At 64.3% G+C, this 17,399-nt stretch carries 16 protein-coding genes and 1 tRNA gene; 6 read left to right on the top strand and 11 right to left on the bottom strand.

The annotated features are described in order from the left end of the window. Window positions 1-88 precede the first annotated feature (88 nt). The gene (locus tag HTY61_RS10735; RefSeq protein ID WP_175276784.1) at window positions 89-490 is read right to left on the bottom strand and encodes an RT0821/Lpp0805 family surface protein; all 402 of its coding nucleotides are present in this window, start codon (window positions 488-490) and stop codon (window positions 89-91) included. 169 nt (window positions 491-659) lie between these two features. On the opposite strand from HTY61_RS10735, the gene pdxH reads away from it, so the two are divergent. Further along, window positions 660-1,280: a pyridoxamine 5'-phosphate oxidase gene (pdxH, locus tag HTY61_RS10730; RefSeq protein ID WP_175276783.1), complete on the top strand. Its 621-nt coding sequence runs from the start codon at window positions 660-662 to the stop codon at window positions 1,278-1,280. Here the strand turns inward: pdxH and HTY61_RS10725 are convergent. Next, on the bottom strand, window positions 1,271-1,978 hold the full coding sequence (locus HTY61_RS10725) for an NAD-dependent deacylase (protein ID WP_175276782.1): 708 nt from the start codon (window positions 1,976-1,978) through the stop codon (window positions 1,271-1,273). The genes pdxH and HTY61_RS10725 overlap by 10 nt on opposite strands. Window positions 1,979-2,075: 97 nt before the next feature. On the opposite strand from HTY61_RS10725, the gene HTY61_RS10720 reads away from it, so the two are divergent. From HTY61_RS10720 to HTY61_RS10710, 3 genes are all read left to right on the top strand, one after another. After that, window positions 2,076-2,897 (top strand): arylamine N-acetyltransferase family protein, encoded by an 822-nt coding sequence (locus HTY61_RS10720; protein WP_175276781.1) that lies wholly within the window; start codon window positions 2,076-2,078, stop codon window positions 2,895-2,897. Between the two features lie 173 nt (window positions 2,898-3,070). Beyond that, complete coding sequence (locus tag HTY61_RS10715) at window positions 3,071-4,315, top strand: coiled-coil domain-containing protein (RefSeq protein WP_175276780.1); 1,245 nt, start codon at window positions 3,071-3,073, stop codon at window positions 4,313-4,315. A gap of 105 nt (window positions 4,316-4,420) precedes the next feature. Then, the gene (locus HTY61_RS10710) at window positions 4,421-4,639 is read left to right on the top strand and encodes a hypothetical protein (protein ID WP_175276779.1); all 219 of its coding nucleotides are present in this window, start codon (window positions 4,421-4,423) and stop codon (window positions 4,637-4,639) included. A 15-nt stretch (window positions 4,640-4,654) separates the two neighbouring features. Here HTY61_RS10710 and HTY61_RS10705 read toward each other — a convergent pair whose 3' ends face one another. The 9 genes from HTY61_RS10705 to HTY61_RS10665 all read right to left on the bottom strand — a co-directional run bounded on the left by HTY61_RS10705 (window position 4,655) and on the right by HTY61_RS10665 (window position 14,389). After that, complete coding sequence (locus tag HTY61_RS10705; RefSeq protein ID WP_246272780.1) at window positions 4,655-6,613, bottom strand: glycosyltransferase family 2 protein; 1,959 nt, start codon at window positions 6,611-6,613, stop codon at window positions 4,655-4,657. A gap of 33 nt (window positions 6,614-6,646) precedes the next feature. Further along, window positions 6,647-7,906 (bottom strand): HlyD family secretion protein, encoded by a 1,260-nt coding sequence (locus HTY61_RS10700; protein ID WP_210268608.1) that lies wholly within the window; start codon window positions 7,904-7,906, stop codon window positions 6,647-6,649. Window positions 7,907-8,221: 315 nt separating this feature from the next. Then, entirely contained in the window at window positions 8,222-9,850 is a 1,629-nt protein-coding gene (locus HTY61_RS10695) for a BCCT family transporter (RefSeq protein ID WP_175276777.1), read from the bottom strand. A 150-nt stretch (window positions 9,851-10,000) separates the two neighbouring features. Next, window positions 10,001-10,417: a universal stress protein gene (locus HTY61_RS10690; protein ID WP_175276776.1), complete on the bottom strand. Its 417-nt coding sequence runs from the start codon at window positions 10,415-10,417 to the stop codon at window positions 10,001-10,003. A gap of 190 nt (window positions 10,418-10,607) precedes the next feature. Continuing rightward, window positions 10,608-10,683: transfer RNA gene (locus HTY61_RS10685), tRNA-Glu, on the bottom strand. 68 nt (window positions 10,684-10,751) lie between these two features. Further along, window positions 10,752-11,141: a DUF302 domain-containing protein gene (locus tag HTY61_RS10680; protein ID WP_175276775.1), complete on the bottom strand. Its 390-nt coding sequence runs from the start codon at window positions 11,139-11,141 to the stop codon at window positions 10,752-10,754. A 115-nt stretch (window positions 11,142-11,256) separates the two neighbouring features. Beyond that, a complete protein-coding gene (gene tldD / locus HTY61_RS10675; protein WP_175276774.1) occupies window positions 11,257-12,684 on the bottom strand; it encodes a metalloprotease TldD in 1,428 nt (475 codons plus the stop codon). Window positions 12,685-12,777: 93 nt separating this feature from the next. Then, window positions 12,778-13,800 carry an endonuclease/exonuclease/phosphatase family protein gene (locus HTY61_RS10670; protein WP_175276773.1) on the bottom strand — a complete coding sequence of 341 codons (1,023 nt, stop codon included), beginning with the start codon at window positions 13,798-13,800 and terminating at the stop codon, window positions 12,778-12,780. Between the two features lie 67 nt (window positions 13,801-13,867). Then, window positions 13,868-14,389, bottom strand: a complete 522-nt coding sequence (locus HTY61_RS10665; RefSeq protein ID WP_175276772.1) for an invasion associated locus B family protein — start codon at window positions 14,387-14,389, stop codon at window positions 13,868-13,870. Window positions 14,390-14,710: 321 nt separating this feature from the next. On the opposite strand from HTY61_RS10665, the gene coxB reads away from it, so the two are divergent. Next, on the top strand, window positions 14,711-15,595 hold the full coding sequence (gene coxB, locus HTY61_RS10660) for a cytochrome c oxidase subunit II (RefSeq protein ID WP_175276771.1): 885 nt from the start codon (window positions 14,711-14,713) through the stop codon (window positions 15,593-15,595). 38 nt (window positions 15,596-15,633) lie between these two features. Beyond that, window positions 15,634-17,289 (top strand): cytochrome c oxidase subunit I, encoded by a 1,656-nt coding sequence (ctaD, locus tag HTY61_RS10655; protein WP_175276770.1) that lies wholly within the window; start codon window positions 15,634-15,636, stop codon window positions 17,287-17,289. Window positions 17,290-17,399: the final 110 nt, after the last annotated feature.

Raw genomic sequence — 17,399 nt, 5'->3', positions numbered from 1 at the left:
GGCTGTATTGTGCTGGTTCACCTGATTTCACCCGTAATATGGCGACGATGCGTCGCGGATTCCAGACGTGGCGTCCGGATGCGCCCGATCAGGCGTCATTGCCGAAGCCGAGCGGCTCGAGGAGGCGTGTCCACCAGCCTGTGCGGCGGTCCAGGCAGAGTTCCCCCTGGTACACGGTGACGCCGTCATAGGCGTTCCGGGTCGCGGTAAAGCTGCGGCAGGTCTGCCCGGCTACCTTGCGCTGCGCGATTTCCGTGATGACGCCGGAGGAGCCGGTCGACTGGTTGGCCCAGTTGAGCGGGCCGTCCTCGAGGCTGTTCAGGTCGGCCGAGGTTACGGCGTTGCGGATCGTGTCCTCGTCGAGAAGCCGGTCGCGTTCCGCTCCCTCGGCGCCGTCGGCCTGGCGGAAGGGATCCGGTGCCACGGCCGTCGTGGAGTCGACGATGGCAATGGAGCCGACGGCCGCCTCGTCGAGATCCCTGCCGGTCATGCTGCAGGCCTGGAGGGTGAATGCGAACGTGGCGCATGCGGCGAATCTGCACACGAATGCAGGCACCCCCTTGCGGGGATGCGAAATTCTTCCGATTGTGCGCACGAAAAACCCCATTGGTTACGCCATCGCCATCAGCGGCAGATGCCGCCGCAGTCCCGGAAAGACTATGACGTCCTCACAGTTAACAAACACTGACTTCACCACCCGCGAAGATCCGTTCGCATTGTTCGGGGAGTGGCTTTCGGAAGCCGAGAAATCCGAGATCAACGATCCGAATGCCACGGCGCTCGCCACCGTTGACGAGGACGGGCTGCCGAATGTGCGCATGGTGCTCCTGAAGGAGTTCGACGAGCGCGGTTTCGTCTTCTACACCAACTTCGAGAGCCAGAAGGGGCAGGAGGTGCTTTCCGCGCGCAAGGCGGCGATGTGCTTCCACTGGAAGTCGCTGCGCCGACAGGTGCGCGTGCGCGGTCCGGTGTCGGTTGTTTCGGACGAGGAGGCCGATGCCTATTTCGCCTCGCGGGCTCGCGGCAGCCGGATCGGCGCATGGGCCTCGAAGCAGTCCCGGCCGCTGGAAAGCCGGTTCGCGCTCGAAAAGGCGGTGGCGAAGGTCGCCGCCCGGTACCCGGTGGGCGACATTCCGCGCCCGCCATACTGGTCCGGGTTCCGGATCTCGCCCCTCTACATCGAGTTCTGGAAGGATGGCGCCTTCCGGCTGCACGACCGCGTGGTGTTCAGGCGCGGGGACGAGGCGGAAGGCTGGACCCGCACGCGCCTCTATCCCTGAGCCTTCAGCCTGGCGAGCAACTCGTCGATGAAGGCGGGCACGATGCGCGTCGCCGGTCCGTGCCGGTGGCTGTCGAACAGGTGCGTGCCGTCCGATCGCTGCAGGTTCAGCTCGACGGTTTCGGCTCCGGTGCGCGACGCGATCTCGACGAATTCCGCCGCGGGGTAGACCGCGCCGCTGGTGCCGATGGCAACGAAGAGGTCGCAGGCGTCGAGCCTGCGGAATATCTCCTCCATGCGATAGGGCATTTCGCCGAACCAGACGATGTCCGGCCGCACATATCCGACGGTTCCGCATGCCGGGCAGGCCGACGCGGTCGTCATGTCGCCTTCCCAGTCGAACCGGTTCTCGCAGGCGCGGCACCATGCGCGCCGCAATTCGCCGTGCATGTGGATCAGCTTTCTCGAACCGGCGCGCTCGTGCAGGTCGTCGATGTTCTGCGTGACCAGCAGGAAATCGTCGCCAAGCGCGTCTTCGAGGCGGACAAGCGCCTCGTGGGCCGCATTCGGGCGCACGGCGCGCAATTCCGAGCGCCTGTCGTTGTAGAATGCGTGGACCAGCTCGGGATCGGCCGCGAAGGCCTCCGGCGTTGCCAGCTGCATGGGATCGTATCTCGCCCAGACGCCGTCCGGGTCGCGGAACGTGGACAGGCCGCTTTCCGCCGAAATGCCGGCACCGGTGAGGACGACGATGTTCATGGTGGTTTCAGTCTCCCGATCGGTTGCCCGCAGGTTGCCCCGATAGTAAGTGCACGGTCAACCGGCGATGGCGACCGGTGAGGGGAGGAGCGGCGCGATGGACATGGACGGTTACTTCGAACGCATAGGGCTGGACGGATGCGCGGCGACCCTGCGGGGGCTCGAGGAACTGCAGTCGGCGCAGATGCGCGCCATCGCCTTCGAGAACATCGACCCGCTGCTCGGCCGGGTGCCGGACGTGTCGCTTGCCGGCATCCGCGACAAGCTGGTTGCCGGTGGGCGCGGCGGCTACTGTTTCGAGCTGAACACCCTGTTCGGCGCCGCGCTGCAGGCCTGCGGTTTCCGGGCGGATCGCGTGCTTGCGCGCGTCCGCAACGGCGCGCCCCGCGGCGGGCAGCGCAGTCACCTGGCATGGATCGTGACGGTCGGCGGCGAGGAATGGCTCGCCGACACCGGTTTCGGCGGCGCGGGGGCATCGGTGCCGCTGCGCGTCGCCGCCCGCGCGGTGCAGGAGGCGCCGACCGGGCGCTACCGTTTCGTGGAGGACGACGGGGCCGGCGAACTGGTGCTGGAGCGCGAGACGCCGGAAGGCTGGTACGCCCTGTTCGGTTTCGACCGCGTTCCGGTCTCCGATGTCGATGTCGAGGCCGCGAATTTTCTTTGCGCGCGGTGGGAGAGGGCGCCGTTCCCCTCCAACCTCATGCTGAGCCGCCATCACGAGCGCGGCCGCGTCAGCCTTCTCAACACCGCCCTGCGGGTGGAAAGCCGCGGCGAGGTGGAGAAGCGCACCATAGCTTCCGAGGCGGAGTTGCGCGCGGTCCTTCTCGACCTCTTCTCCCTGCCGGGCGCCGCGGACCTTGCGCCGTCGATCTGGCGCCGTCTCGCGGAGTTGGGGCATGCAGCGATCCGTCCGCGATGAATTGCTTTTGGCGTCAATGTATATGTATGGTGCGCCTGCTGTGACGAAGAATAAAATTGAAGAAAATATGATTAAAATTGCTCGCTTAATGATTAACGTGCAATCGCGTTGACCTAAAGGTAGTGAAAGCAATATTAACACTTTATTCATCATGAAGGGTGGGTAGGTGCGTAATGAGTAGGGTTGAACGATTGAAGAACGGCACGATTGATACGCCGATGCCGGCGGCTTCTGATCTGGAAGTGGATGGCAACGATATTGCCGCGTCCGAAGGGCTGGATGAGCTCGAGAACGAGATCGTCATGCAGCTCGAGAAGGAGTTCGGCGGCAAGGACGATGCCGCGAAGGCCGAATCCGCGCTGCCGAAATCCGCACCGGCGGAAGCCACCCCTGAAGCGGCAGTTAACGCAGCGATGTCCGATTTCGATACATCCAGCCGCCAGCTGGAAATGCGCCGCAAGCGCGAGATGGCCTCCGCGATGGAGGAGCAGATCCACGACGGGGCGCGCATTTTCGGCGGCCTGGCCAAGCAGGCGGCCACGCTTTCGGATTATCTGGAGAAGATGGAAGCGGAAATGAAGCGTCTCGAGCGCATCGAGGCGAGCTCGACCAAGCTTCGCATCGCCAGCGAGGGCCTGATCCGCAACAATCACGAGATGAAGGCGACGATCGAGGAACAGCGCAAGAAGGTTGCACTTCTCGAGTCGAAGGTCGCGTCCCTGCGTGACGCAAACGAGGCCGCCCGCACCAACCTGGCCCGTCTCGCCGAGGAAAAGCGGATCATGGGCGTCGACCTTGACGCCGCGAAGTCCGAGATCGCGCGGCTGGAGAACGACAAGCGTGCCGCCACCGAGCGCAGCGAGCGCAGCGAGGAGGAGGTGCGCGAGCTGAAAACCAACCTTACCATGGCGAAGGATCGCGAGAAGGTCATGGCGATCGAGATGCGCAAGCTCGAGGATGACCTGTCGCGCAGGAATGCCGAGATCGAGGAGCTGAGGGACCGCAAGACCCAGTTCGAGATCGAGATCGAGGAACTGAAATCGCGCAACGCGACGGTCGAGACCACGATCGTCGAGCAGCGCTCGCGCATCGAGGAATTGACTTTCGAGCTGAAATCCAGCCGCAAGGAGATGGAGGAAGTCATCCGTCTCAAGCAGCAGCGCATTCTCGAACTCGAGGCGCGCAACCGCGAACTCGGCGCTGCGCGCCAGGAGTTCGACGAGGCGATGACGCCCTCGATCGCGCTGGGCGACGATGACGACAGCGCGCTTGCGCCGTCGCCGGCGAAGCCGCGCGCGAAACCGGCGACGAAGCCGGCTTCGAAGACCGGCGCCAAGTCGGCGCCGAAGTCCGCGTCCCGCCAGGGGACCCGCTCGCAATCCAGATCGACGGGCAAGCAGCCGGTCAAGGCCGGCTGACGCCTGTCGCGGCATCATGTTTCGGTCGCGTCTCCTGATCGGTTCCCATGCGCGCCGACGGGTGCTATCCCATTCGTCACGGACAACGATCCAGGACGGTAGACGATGGCATTCGAGGGACTGATCACGCGGCTGAACATGATGTTCAACGAGATGGAGAACCAGCCGGAGGACGCCCATGAGCTGCTCGAGCAGATCCACATGGAGCTCAGCCGGCTGAAGGCGACCGGCCAGCCGCTGCCGCAGGACTTGCTGGACTTCGAGGCACGCCTCAACGCCGAGTTCGAGAAGCGCGGCATCAGCCCCGGTGCAGCGCGGCAATAGCCGCCCGGCGCTGCGCTAGGCCGACAGCCTTTGCAACAGCCGCCTTGCGACCGTCAGGATCCTGATTTCCCCGATATGTGCCGAGAAGCCGCCCGAGTAGACGAGGCGGATCATCGTGGCACGCGCGCGCAGGGTTTCATCAAGCTGGATCGCGAATTCCTCCTGCGAACGGCGCACGATCCGCCCACGCAGTATATCGGAGCGGATCCGGATCGAGACCGGATCGCCCACTGACGCCTGGATGGTGCCCAGCAGGCGCATGCCGCCGGTGGAAATGTCGGCGGTACGGAACGTCGCCACATGCGAGCCGCTGGCGACCGTCACCGGTTCACCGCCGAGCATCCGGTCGTCGCGACGCTGGCGCGGCTTTTCGATGCATACCGCGATAGCCGCGATCAGGATGAGTATGTTGTACCAGCTCCAGTAGAGAGCTACGGCGCTCGAGTCGGGAACTGCCTTGTTGCCGCCGAAGGTTACTGCGATCCCCAGCACCGTCAGTACCAGAAGGGTGGAGAACATGGTCAGCATCCGCCACTGGACAACCGTTTTCGAGCGGTCGCCGCCCTTTGCCGTCACCTTGAACTTGCGACCCTTCGGCCAAAGGATGCCGACGAAGGCCGCGGTCAGGATCTCCCGCACGGCCAGCAATTGCGAGAGGTCCGTCATGATGGGCAGGACGCGCCGGTTGGAGAGCCATCCCATCACGGCCATGTGGGCGAAGTAGAACGGCAGGAAGTTGGCGATGCCTTCCGTGGTGTCGATGGCGACTGCCTGGATGCCCAGGAGAAGATAGAGTATCGGTACGACCAGCCCGGCAACACGGAACAGGTTGGCGCCGAACCAGAACAGCATCGTCTCGATCAATGCGACCCTGTCGATCCGTCTCAGCCCGTTGCCGAAACGGAACGGGCCGTCGACCCCGCGCACGATCTGGAAAAAGCCGAGGCACCAGCGGCTGCGCTGGGTAATGTATTCCTGCAGGCCTTCCGGAGCCAGGCCGAAGGACAGGGGCTCGTTGAGAAAGACCGTGCGATAGCCGTTGCGCTGCATGCGCAGCGTCAGCAGGTAATCCTCGGTCACGGAATCGGTGGGAAAGAAACCGATCGTGTCGAGCGCGTCCATGCGAATGACGGACGAGGTGCCGCAGCAGAATGCCGTGCCCCAGGCGTCCTTCGCCGGCATCAGCACGTCGAAGAAGTAGCGCTGTTCGTCCGGCCATGCGTCCGAGGTGCGCAGATTGGCCTGGATCGGGTCCGGGTTCATGAAATGCTGCGGCGTCTGCACGATGCCGACATCGTCCTCGTGGAACAGCGTGAGAGCCCGCGTCAGGAAGACCGGCGTCGTGACGAAGTCCGCGTCGAGGATCGAGATGAAGTCCGGCGGCTCGTCGAGGCCGCGCACATGAGTGAGCGCGTTGTTGATGTTGCCTGCCTTGGCATGCGCATTGTCGGCGCGGGCCAGGTAGTTGCAGTCGTAATCGGCTGCCAGCTCGCGCAGCCAGTCCCGGCGGCCGTCGTCGAGTACCCAGACACGGTAGTTCGGATACTCCATGGCCTTGGCGCCGATCATCGTGCGCTCGAGGATCTCGCGGCCCTCGTTGTAGGTACAGATGAAGACATCCACCAGCGGCATGTGTTCCTTCGCCTGCAGCCAGGGCAGGTTTGCATCCACTTCCGGCGACCGGTTCCGCGTGCGTGTCAGCGTGATGTAGGAGAGGAACGACGCGCCCAGCGCGCTCAGCTCGATGGCGAAGAACAGCCAGCCTGCCGCGAAGTCGGTCAGGTTGTCCATCGACGGGATCGTTTCCGTCGCGCGCCAGTAGACGTAGCGGATCGTGAAGATCTGGGCGATGGCGATCGGCAGGATGCGCCAATGGCTGTTGCGGTCGATCCAGGGCAGTATCATCAGCAGCAGGGCGGCCAGGATGAGACCTGGAGCAGCGCCCTCCAGCAGCGTGGATGTCATGGGATTCATGATGTTGCTACCTGTCGTTTCCTGCCGGCGCCGCTAGGCCCCGGTGCCTCCGAAAACGACGCGGCCCGTGCGGCCGACAGCGCAATCGTTCGCCGATCCGGCCGTGTCCAGCGCAACCGTCACGCGATAGGATTCTTTCTGCAGCGCGGAAGGGAGTATGGCGAAGTTGGACGATGCCGTGGCCACGCCGCTGAGCTGGACGACCTTGCCTGCAACGGCGTCGCCACCCTCGCGGTAGATGAAGCGCGCGGGCATTCCGGTGGATAGACTGTTGTAGACCGCTTCTGTCACAACCGCCGTCACGATGGCCTGCGAGCAGTTCAGCAGACGGAACAGGTCCTGTCCGGCAGCGACCTGTTCGCCGGGCGCGGTCAGCACTTCCCAGACGCGGCCGGCGACCGGGGAGGCAAGTTCGGCCGCGCTGACAAGTTCGAAGGCTTCCCTCTCGCGTGCCACGGCGGCCTCGGCGCGGGCGATGCGCGATTCCTGGCGCTTCACCCCGGCCTCGGAATTGGCGATCTGCTCGTCGATCTCGTCGATCCGCTGAGCCGTGCGCGGTTGATCGTTGTAGCTGTCGCCGACATAGATGCCGGCGGCCAGCGCGTCGCGTTCCACCAGCAGGGCGGTGCGAGCGGCGCGGGCTTCGGCGGCCGTTGCCTTGGCGACGGCCGCATCGCGATCGGCCTCGCCGAGCGAATTCTGCGCCACGATGCCCTTCTCCTGCAGCATCGCGCTGCGCTCCTGCACGCTGCCTGCATTCGCCACGACGGCATCGGCCGCAGCGATGCGGGCGTCGGCCTCGGCGATCTGCGCCTCGATCTGGCGCAGGCGGTTCACGCGGAAGGCGTCGAGCTTTACCGACAGGTCGGCGCGCAGCGAACCAAGGCTGACCAGCCGGGCCGCGAGCGCGTCGCGTTCCTCGCGTGCCTCGTCGAGTTCCTTGAGTGCATCGGCCAGGCGGAAATCGTCCATGCGCGGGTTGCTGACTCGTACCAGACTGGCTCCGGGTTCGATCGCATCGCCAACGGCGATTTCGCCGCTCACGACGCCACTGATCGGCGCGCGAATCGTTACGAGAGGCGCGTTAATGACGGCCTCGACGCTCTGGACCTGGAAAAGGCGTTGCGCCGGCATCCAGCCTGCGACGGCTATGAGCACGACCCCGATGCCGGTCTTGATCAGCCGCGACCGCAGGCGCGACGGCGGGGGCGCGCCGGGGGCTGCCGGATCCTTCGTTTTGCGTTCCTTTTCCGTATCGACATGTTCGCGCAGCAGGGATTCAAGCTTGGCCACGTTGGCCCGGTCCGTCTCTTCGGAGCGAAACTCGCCGGCCGGGTCGCTGGATGCAGCGGTGTTTCCGACCGCGGGTGCTGTATGAGAAATCATTGTTCTGACAAACCGGCTGGCGGTTCCCTGTTGAATCTTGGAATGGAGCCGGCCGTTTGCTTTTGAACCAGTCCGGTTGCGGTTCACTGTCAGATATTTGGGGAATGAAATAATAAACTTCCCGGAATTCGTCCGGACATGGATAAGAGATGCTTAACGTTGCGTTATCCAAAAGAATAGCCGCGGCGGGGCCGCGGCTATTTTCATTGTTTTTCTAAAGGGCTAGCGAGGTTCGCTGCGAAGTCCCTTGATGATCGCGAAGCAGGCCAGCAGCAGCACGATCGTGAAGGGGAAGCCCGTCGATACCGATGCCGCCTGCAATGCGCCCAGTCCGCCGCCGAGGAGCAGGGCGATGGCGACCAGTCCCTCGAAACATGCCCAGAACACGCGCTGCGGAACCGGGGCGTCCACCTTGCCGCCGGCGGTGATCGTGTCGATCACCAGGGAGCCGGAGTCCGAGGAGGTGACGAAGAACACGATCACCAGCACGATGGCGATGAAGGACGAGATCGCCTGAAGCGGCATCGCCTCCAGCATGGCGAACAGCTTGAGTTCCAGCGGCGCGTCGGCCACGACCTGGTAGCCGTCGTTGACGATCTGGCTGATCGCGGTGCCGCCGAAGGTGGTCATCCACAGCACGGATACGATCGACGGCACGATCAGCACCGCGGTGATGAATTCACGCACGGTGCGGCCGCGCGAGATACGGGCGATGAACATGCCGACGAAAGGCGACCACGAGATCCACCAGGCCCAGTAGAAGGACGTCCAGCCCTGGCGGAAATTGTCGTCCGTTCGCCCGAACGGATTGGAGAGTTCCGGCAGGTACTTTGCGTATTCCCAGAGGTTGGTGAAGAAGCCCGAGATAATGGCGAGCGTCGGTCCGACGACGATCACGAAGAGCAGCAGGAGCGCCGCCAGGACCATGTTGATCTCGGACAGGCGCTTCACGCCGGCGTCGAGACCGGCAACGACCGACACCAGCGCCACGCCGGTGATCGCGACGATCAGGAGAACCTTGGAGAAGTCGTTGACCGGCAGTCCGAAGACGTGGTTGAGGCCGGCATTGGCCTGTTCGGCGCCGAGGCCGAGCGAGGTTGCGAGGCCGAACAGCGTCGCAAACACGGCAAGGATGTCGATGATGTGACCCGTCCAGCCCCAGACGCGCTCGCCGAAGATCGGGTAGAAGATGGAGCGCATCGTCAGGGGCAGGCCCTTGTTGTAGGCGAACAGGGCCAGCGCCAGCGCCACGACGGCGTAGATCGCCCAGGGATGCAGGCCCCAGTGGAAGATCGTTGCCGCCATGCCCAGATGGCGTGCTTCCGTCTCGTCGCCGGGTGCGCCGGCGAGCGGCGCCCAGCTCTCGGGCGTGCCGGCATTGTCGGCAAAGGACGAAGAGTAGTGGGAGATCGGCTCGGACACGCCGTAGAACATCAGGCCGATGCCCATGCCGGCGGCGAACAGCATCGCGAACCAGCCGGAATAGCTGTAGTCGGGCGAGGCGTCCTTGCCGCCGATGCGCACCTTGCCGAGCGGTGAGACGATCAGGAACACGCAGAGCAGGACGAAGATGTTGCCGGCCGCGAGGAAGAACCAGTCGAAGCTGGAGGTGAGCCAGACGCGCAGGTCGTTGAAGACGCCGCCGGCGGCCTCCTGGAAGGCCAGCGTGATCAACACGAAGGCGACGACCATCAGGCCGGAGATCGCGAAGACGGGATTGTGGATGTCGAGACCGAACGGGCCGATCTGCCGGGTTATGTTGTCCTGGCCGATCTCGTATTCGGTCTCGATGATGTCCGTCGGGCCCTCCGGCGCCGGGATGCCCTGGTCGGATTCATTGGGATCGCTCATGGGTTCCTCCCACTTGTTGGAATTGATCTGATGTCGAAGCCCGGCGGCACCGCGTTGCTGCGGTGCCGGGGTGTTGCGTGTCCGAATGTCGAGTGCCGTACGGGAGCGGTAACGACCACTATCGGCGATGGCCTGTTGCGTGTCCGCGGGTCAGCCCCGCACGAGGAAGACCGATGCGTCGGTGTGCGTCGCCAGCCGGCCGCCGTTCGAGGGCCAGAAATGATCGGCGACATTCGGAATGTGCGTTGCCATTACGACGAGGTTGCTGCCGGTTTCGTGTACTGCCTTGATGAGGGCGTCGTCGAGATCGACAGCCGGGTCGTGGCTGACCACGGGACGGCTGTCGGTCGCGATGCCGTGCCGGACGCCCTGGTCGTCCGCGAATTCCTTCAGCGACCGGGCGTATTCTTCCGGGTTGTGGCCGAGCGGGCCGGGCGTGGGCGCCGTGACGCCGACATAGACTACCGGGATATTGTAGAGCTTTGCGAGATTTGCCGCGGTGTCGAGCGCAAGCGCAAGCTTGTCGGCATGCGCCAGGTCCACGGGAACCATGATCTTGTTGTACATTGGATCTCCCCGTCGTTTACCGGCCACGCCGCTTGCGACCGGTATTCCTCCTCCGCCAACAGGCTGCCGATCACGGTAGGCCCGTGCTGTTCTCGATGCGGTGGAAGGCGTTCAGATTACGACGCGAGCGTAACGCCTCGCACCCGGCGCGGCAAACCCTGGTACCGGATGATTTGGGGAAAAGGGCGGTTGGCACTCCCAACGGGACTCGAACCCGTGTTTCCGCCGTGAGAGGGCGGCGTCCTGGACCGCTAGACGATGGGAGCGTACGCGGAGAACGGGCATATAAGCCGCCCGCGTGCGGAGGTCAACGGGTATTGCGGCACATCGGCCGTCATATCGCGTCCACCGCGCCGGCGAGCATTTCCTTCACCTGCGCCGCGACGTCTTTCAGCGTATCGTTCGGGATCGCCTGCATCGAGGCGACCGGATCGACGGCAGAGACCGCGACCTCCCTTTCGCCGGTCTTTCGCACGATAACGTTGCAGGGAAGCATCGCGCCGACGCGCGGTTCCAGCTTGATGGCCTCGTTGGCCATCTTCGGATTGCAGGCGCCGAGAATCAGGTAGTCGTCCATGTCGACGTCGATCTTCTTTTTCATGGTCGCCTTGACGTCGATCTCGGTGAGCACGCCGAAGCCCTTGTCCGCGAGCGCGGCGCGGACGCGCCCGACGACCGTTTCGAAGTCCTCGCCGGTGATGGTACGGTCGATCGTGTAGCTCATGGCGCGTCTCCTGGTTTCATATTCCTGTTCCGGAATATGATGTCGGGGAGGGGCGACTGCAAGGCGGAAACGGTGTTGCGGACACAATCCGGAAAACTGTCTGCAGGCCGCGGGCCTATCGCTCCGTTCCGCCCACCGTCATGGCGTCCATGCGCAGATGCGGCTGGCCGACGCCGACGGGCACGCCCTGGCCGGCCTTGCCGCACATGCCGATTCCCGTGTCGAGCTTCATGTCGTTGCCGATCATCGAGACACGGTGCATGGCCTCCGGCCCGTTGCCGATCAGCATGGCGCCCTTGACCGGGTGGGTGACCTTGCCGTTCTCGATCATGTAGGCCTCGGTGCAGCCGAACACGAACTTGCCGGAGGTGATGTCGACCTGGCCGCCGCCGAAGGAGACGGCGTAGATGCCCTTCTTCACCGAGGCGATGATCTCGTCCGGCGTGTGGTCGCCGCCCAGCATGTATGTATTGGTCATGCGCGGCATCGGCACGTGCGCATAGGATTCGCGGCGTCCGTTGCCGGTCGGCTTCACGCCCATCAGCCGCGCGTTCTGCCGGTCCTGCATGTAGCCGACGAGCTTGCCGTCCTCGATCAGCACATTGTAGCCCGACGGCGTGCCCTCGTCGTCGATGGAGAGCGAGCCGCGCCGGTTCTCGATGGTGCCGTCGTCGACTACCGTGACGCCCTTCGCTGCCACCTGCTGGCCCATCAGCCCGGCGAAGGCGGAGGTTCCCTTGCGGTTGAAGTCGCCTTCCAGCCCGTGCCCCACGGCCTCGTGCAGCATGACGCCCGGCCAGCCGGCCCCGAGCACGATGTCCAAGGTGCCGGCCGGAGCCGGCTTCGCGTCGAGATTGACGAGAGCCTGCCGCAGCGCCTCGTCGGCACCGGCCCGCCACGCGTCCGCGGCGATGAAATCCCCGAATGCCTGCCTGCCGCCCATGCCGTGCGAGCCGGTTTCCTGGCGGTCGCCGTCCCCGACCACGACGGAGATGTTGATGCGGGTCAGCGGCCGGATGTCCTTGGCGAAATGGCCGTCGGCGCGCAGGATCTCCACCACCTGCCACGATGCGGCCAGCGAGGCGGTGACCTGGCGCACGCGCGGGTCCTTGCCGCGCAGGTAGGCATCGATTTCGGTCAGCAGCTTCACCTTCTCCTCGAAGGACGGCTCGCCGATCGGGTTGGCGTCGCCGTAGAGCCTGCGATTGGTGCCCTGCGGCGCGGCATCGTATTTGCCGGAATAACCCCTGGTGACGGCGCCGACGGCATCGGCGGCCCGCTTCAGTGCGCCGAGCGAGAGTTCGCCGGATTCGGCATAGCCGACGGCCTCGCCGGCGACCGCGCGCAGGCCGAAGCCGCGGCCGGTGTTGAAGGAGCCGGTCTTGAGGCGGCCGTTGTCGAACAGGAGGTTCTCGCTCTCCCGGTGCTCGACGAACAGCTCCCCGTCGTCGGCCTTGGCCAGCGTCTCGCCGACGATGCCTTGCAGTGTCTCCTTCGGCACATCGAAGGAATTGATGAGGTCGGGAACGTTATCGGCGGGCATTGCAAGTCCTTTCGTGTCGCCGTCTCATTTAGGCGGCGGAAAGCGGCGCGACAACCGCCCGCGCGTCAGCCGCGCACCGAATGCCGGCGGGGCCTAGCCGATTTCCGGCTCCGCCCCGGCGACGAAGCGTTTCAGGTAGTCGTCGGAATAGTCGACCATGAGCTCGATCCAGATGGGCAGGTGGTCAGACATCTCGTGTGTCGTCCAGTCCCGGTAGGAGCGGTCCCAGTTCGCGTATGGCTCGCCGCGCATTTTCTCCGCGATCGGCCGGTAGTGCGCGGCCTCGTCCGGCCTGTAGACGGCGCTCCGCCAGTCGAACTTGCCGGAGGACAGGATGGTCGTGCGCCGGCCCTCGCCGGAATAGGCGATCTGGTCGAAATGCCTGTTGCCGGCAAGATTGGTCGGACCGAACAGCGGCGTAGTGAAACCGGCATCCGCCAGTGCCCGCATGGTCGGGTCGTCGGGGCTGTCGATATTCATGTCGCCAAGGAAGATGTAGACCTCGTCCTCCTGCCTGGCGCGCTGCCGCAGCGCGTTGGCGATCAGCGAGATCTCGCGGGTGCGCAGCTCGTCGCTGGACAGCCCGTCGCGCCCCTTGAAGGCGATGTGCGCACTGCACAGCGTGAAGCGGAACCAGCTTGCCTGGAACGAGGCGAAGAAGGGCGTCCGCGAAATCTGCTCGCCCTCTATCAGCTGGTCGCGCGCGACGACCAGTTCTCCGATCAGGTTCCTGAAGATCACGCGGTTTGTGTTGTAGAGAAAGGCCATCCGTTCGCTGTTGCCCGGTCCGCCCGAGGTCACGTCGGTCACGAAATAGTCCCAGCTCGGACCGAGAAGGCGAACCAGCCTGCGCAGCGGTTCGAGGTCGGGCTTGATTTCCTGGATTGCGCAGATGTCGAACTTGTCGATGATCTCCGCGATGTAGTGATAGCTCTCGTCGCGCCTGGGCCTGCCGCCGTCGAAGGCGCGGATGTTCCACGATCCGACGATCAGCGAATTGGGGTGTCGCCTGCTGACGATGGCGGCGTCGAGATCCCTGCGCAGGTCGAGCAGATGCCGCGCGATCCAGTCGGCATCTTCCGCGCGATATCTCTTGAGGTCGTGGTAGAATGCCATTTGCAGCTCCTCCCGCCGGGAAGTGCCGCAATCCTAACACATCGGGCGATCCTCGTGCGGCCCCTTGTCAGGGCAGCGCCTTGTAGCCGTCCGCGAAGCCGTCGAGGTCGACGGAGATGCCTATGCCTTCCTCCGGCGTCTGGAACACGTAGAAGGTGGCGTTCTTGCCTTCGGACAGGCTCTTGATCAGCGTTTCCTCGAGGATCACCTCGGCATAGCAGCCGTCGGTGAAGCAGCGCACGAAATAGGCCCGGCCGATATCGTTGCCGTCGATGTTGAGACCGAGGCCGTTCGGAAGCAGCACGCCCAGCGGCGCGAGCACGCGCAGGATCTGCGCCTTCTTGTCCGCCGTCTTCAGGACCACGACGGAAAGGCCGAATTCCTCGCGGTCGGCCGCGACGACGTTCTGCATGAGCACGCATTGCTCGGCCGATGCGCCCGGCGGGACGTCGCAGACGATCGACCAGGCGCCGTGCGTGGCGCGGACGGCACCCTGCTGTGCCTGGGCGGGCAGGGGGGCGGCCAGCATGGCGGTCAGGAGGGTGATGGCTGTGGCTGCACCGATGGCGAGGCAGGCTTTGAGGCTCATGGGACGGATACCGGTTCTGATGTTCGAATCAGGGGTGCACAACTATTACGCAGGGTTGCGGCAAAAAGATATGCATGGCGGGGCAGGCTACACACATCCTTTCCGGGCAAAAACGGGGCGATTGCGATTTTTTGTCGCGGTCCGGCTTGGCAAATCCGCAGAATCGGTCAATTAGCCCGGAAAACTGCCATGCATGCAAAACTGGCGCGCGGCTTCGACCAGGGTCCCAGTTGCGCGCAAATGCGGGTTGTGATTGATACAGGTCAAAGACGGGCGGCTGCCCGGAGCAGTCGCGTACTCGGCTGCCTGAGAATTGGGAGTATGAACGTGCTGAAAAAATCGGCCTGGTTGGCAGGCATTCTTTCCATCGTATCAGCAGCTTCGGCCGGCGCTGCCATGGCGGCCCAGCCGCAGCCTTGGCAGGTCACTCTGCAGCCAGCCGCAACCGGCATCATGCACGAGATCCGCTGGTTCGAGACCTACACGCTCTGGTTCCTCGTTCCGATCGTGCTTCTGGTCCTCGGTCTGCTGCTGTTCGTGATCGTGCGCTTCAACAAGCGCGCCAATCCGAATCCGTCGCGGACCAGCCACAACACGATGATCGAGGTCATCTGGACCGTCGGGCCGGTGCTGATCCTGCTGATGTTCGCGGTTCCGTCCTTCCAGCTTCTCACGGCGCAGTACACGCCGCCGACCGAGCCGGAGATCACCATCAAGGCGACCGGCTACCAGTGGTACTGGGGTTACGAGTATCAGGGCGAGGAGGGCGAGGACGTCTCCTTCGACGCGCTCCTGCTCACCGACGAGGACCGTGCCGAATACGGCAAGGAGGACAAGGCCGTCTATCCGCGCCTGCTCGCCGTCGACAACGAGATCGTCGTTCCCGTCAACACGACCGTGCGCCTGCTGGTCACCGCCGGCGATGTGCTTCACTCCTGGGCGATGCCCGCATTCGGCGTCAAGATGGACGCCGTGCCCGGCCGCCTGAACGAGACGTGGTTCAATGTCGAGCAGGAGGGCATCTATTACGGGCAGTGCTCGGAACTGTGCGGCAAGGATCATGCCTTCATGCCGATCGCCGTGCGCGCCGTCTCGCGCGAACAGTATGACAGCTGGCTGGCTGCCGCCCGCGACGATGTCGAGGAAGCCAACCGCATGTTGATGGCTGCGATCGATTCGCAGCGGAAGCTGGCCTCCGCCGAGTGACGGCGGTCCGCAGGAATTATTCGAGGAGCATTTGAAACATGGCTGGATCCATAGCCCATGACGGTCACGCCGATCACAAGCCGCAAGGCTTCGTGCGGCGCTGGCTGTTTTCGACCAACCACAAGGACATCGGAACGCTTTACCTGATCTTCGCGATCTGCGCGGGCGTTCTCGGCGGCTTCCTGTCGGTGATGATGCGCTGGGAGCTCGCCGAGCCGGGCATCCAGATCTTCCACGGCCTCGCCGAGATGGTCTACGGTGTCGAGGGCGACTCGGCGATCGACGCCGGCAAGCACATGTTCAACGTGTTCACGACCGGTCACGGCCTGATCATGATCTTCTTCATGGTCATGCCGGCGCTGATCGGCGGCTTCGCCAACTGGATGGTGCCGATCATGATCGGCGCGCCGGACATGGCGTTTCCGCGCATGAACAACATCTCCTTCTGGCTCCTGCCGCCGGCATTCATCCTGCTGCTCATCTCCATGTTCATGCCGTCCGCTCCTGGCGCGCATGGCGTGGGTGGCGGCTGGACGATCTATCCGCCGCTGTCCACCTCGGGCCAGCCCGGGCCGGCCATGGATTTCGCGATCCTATCGCTCCACATCGCGGGCGCATCGTCGATCCTCGGCTCGATCAACTTCATCACCACGATCTTCAACATGCGCGCTCCGGGCATGACGCTGCACAAGATGCCGCTGTTCGCCTGGTCGGTTCTGGTGACGGCGTTCCTGCTGCTGCTTTCGCTTCCGGTTCTCGCCGGCGGCATCACCATGCTGCTGACCGACCGCAACTTCGGCACGGCCTTCTTCGCGCCCGAAGGCGGCGGTGACCCGATCCTGTTCCAGCACCTGTTCTGGTTCTTCGGCCACCCGGAAGTCTACATCCTGATCCTGCCGGCATTCGGCATCATCAGCCACATCGTGTCGACCTTCTCGCGCAAGCCGGTCTTCGGCTATCTCGGCATGGCCTATGCCATGGTCGCCATCGGCGTGGTCGGCTTCATCGTGTGGGCGCACCACATGTACACGGTCGGCCTGTCGCTCGACACGCAGCGCTACTTCGTCTTCGCGACGATGGTGATCGCCGTGCCGACGGGCATCAAGATCTTCTCCTGGATCGCCACCATGTGGGGTGGTTCGCTGGAGATCCGGACGCCGATGCTGTGGGCGATCGGCTTCATCTTCCTGTTCACCGTCGGCGGCGTGACGGGCGTCCAGCTCGCCAATGCCGGTCTCGACCGCGCCCTGCACGACACCTACTATGTCGTGGCGCACTTCCACTACGTGCTGTCGCTGGGTGCCGTGTTCGCGATCTTCGCCGCCTGGTACTACTGGTTCCCGAAGATGACCGGCTACATGTATTCGCCGCTGATCGCGCGCACCCACTTCTGGGTGACCTTCGTCGGCGTGAACCTTGTGTTCTTCCCGCAGCACTTCCTGGGGCTGTCGGGCATGCCGCGCCGCTACATCGACTACCCGGATGCGTTCGCCGGCTGGAACCTGGTTTCCTCCTACGGTTCGTACATCTCGGCCATCGGCGTGCTGATCTTCCTCTTCGGCGTGTTCGAGGCATTCGCCCGCAAGCGCGAGGCCGGCGCAAATCCGTGGGGCGAGGGCGCGACGACGCTGGAATGGCAGCTGTCCTCGCCGCCCCCGTACCACCAGTGGGAGCAGCTGCCGCGCATCAAGTAGACGGCGCAAGCGAGACAGGGATACGGCTGCCCGGCGCATCGCTCCGGGCAGCCGCGCAACACGGCCCGCAGGCGGGCCGGAACAGGTTACGACAAGGCAGAGATCGGCAA

This window comes from Oricola thermophila (assembly GCF_013358405.1).
Classification (GTDB): Bacteria; Pseudomonadota; Alphaproteobacteria; order Rhizobiales; family Rhizobiaceae; genus Oricola; species Oricola thermophila.
Note: the sequence above shows the minus strand (reverse complement) of the source record. Positions and strands in the feature narration are given on the sequence as shown.

Excerpts from the sequence above, each read along its gene's own strand:
- HTY61_RS10710 (WP_175276779.1), top strand. The coding sequence starts at position 4,421 with ATGGCATTCGAGGGACTGATCACGCGGCTGAACATGATGTTCAACGAG.
- HTY61_RS10680 (WP_175276775.1), bottom strand. The coding sequence starts at position 11,141 with ATGAGCTACACGATCGACCGTACCATCACCGGCGAGGACTTCGAAACG.
- ctaD (WP_175276770.1), top strand. The coding sequence starts at position 15,634 with ATGGCTGGATCCATAGCCCATGACGGTCACGCCGATCACAAGCCGCAA.
- HTY61_RS10720 (WP_175276781.1), top strand. The coding sequence starts at position 2,076 with ATGGACATGGACGGTTACTTCGAACGCATAGGGCTGGACGGATGCGCG.
- HTY61_RS10695 (WP_175276777.1), bottom strand. The coding sequence starts at position 9,850 with ATGAGCGATCCCAATGAATCCGACCAGGGCATCCCGGCGCCGGAGGGC.
- HTY61_RS10670 (WP_175276773.1), bottom strand. The coding sequence starts at position 13,800 with ATGGCATTCTACCACGACCTCAAGAGATATCGCGCGGAAGATGCCGAC.
- tldD (WP_175276774.1), bottom strand. The coding sequence starts at position 12,684 with ATGCCCGCCGATAACGTTCCCGACCTCATCAATTCCTTCGATGTGCCG.
- pdxH (WP_175276783.1), top strand. The coding sequence starts at position 660 with ATGACGTCCTCACAGTTAACAAACACTGACTTCACCACCCGCGAAGAT.
- HTY61_RS10715 (WP_175276780.1), top strand. The coding sequence starts at position 3,071 with ATGAGTAGGGTTGAACGATTGAAGAACGGCACGATTGATACGCCGATG.
- HTY61_RS10725 (WP_175276782.1), bottom strand. The coding sequence starts at position 1,978 with ATGAACATCGTCGTCCTCACCGGTGCCGGCATTTCGGCGGAAAGCGGC.
- HTY61_RS10690 (WP_175276776.1), bottom strand. The coding sequence starts at position 10,417 with ATGTACAACAAGATCATGGTTCCCGTGGACCTGGCGCATGCCGACAAG.
- HTY61_RS10665 (WP_175276772.1), bottom strand. The coding sequence starts at position 14,389 with ATGAGCCTCAAAGCCTGCCTCGCCATCGGTGCAGCCACAGCCATCACC.
- coxB (WP_175276771.1), top strand. The coding sequence starts at position 14,711 with ATGAACGTGCTGAAAAAATCGGCCTGGTTGGCAGGCATTCTTTCCATC.
- HTY61_RS10705 (WP_246272780.1), bottom strand. The coding sequence starts at position 6,613 with ATGAATCCCATGACATCCACGCTGCTGGAGGGCGCTGCTCCAGGTCTC.
- HTY61_RS10735 (WP_175276784.1), bottom strand. The coding sequence starts at position 490 with ATGACCGGCAGGGATCTCGACGAGGCGGCCGTCGGCTCCATTGCCATC.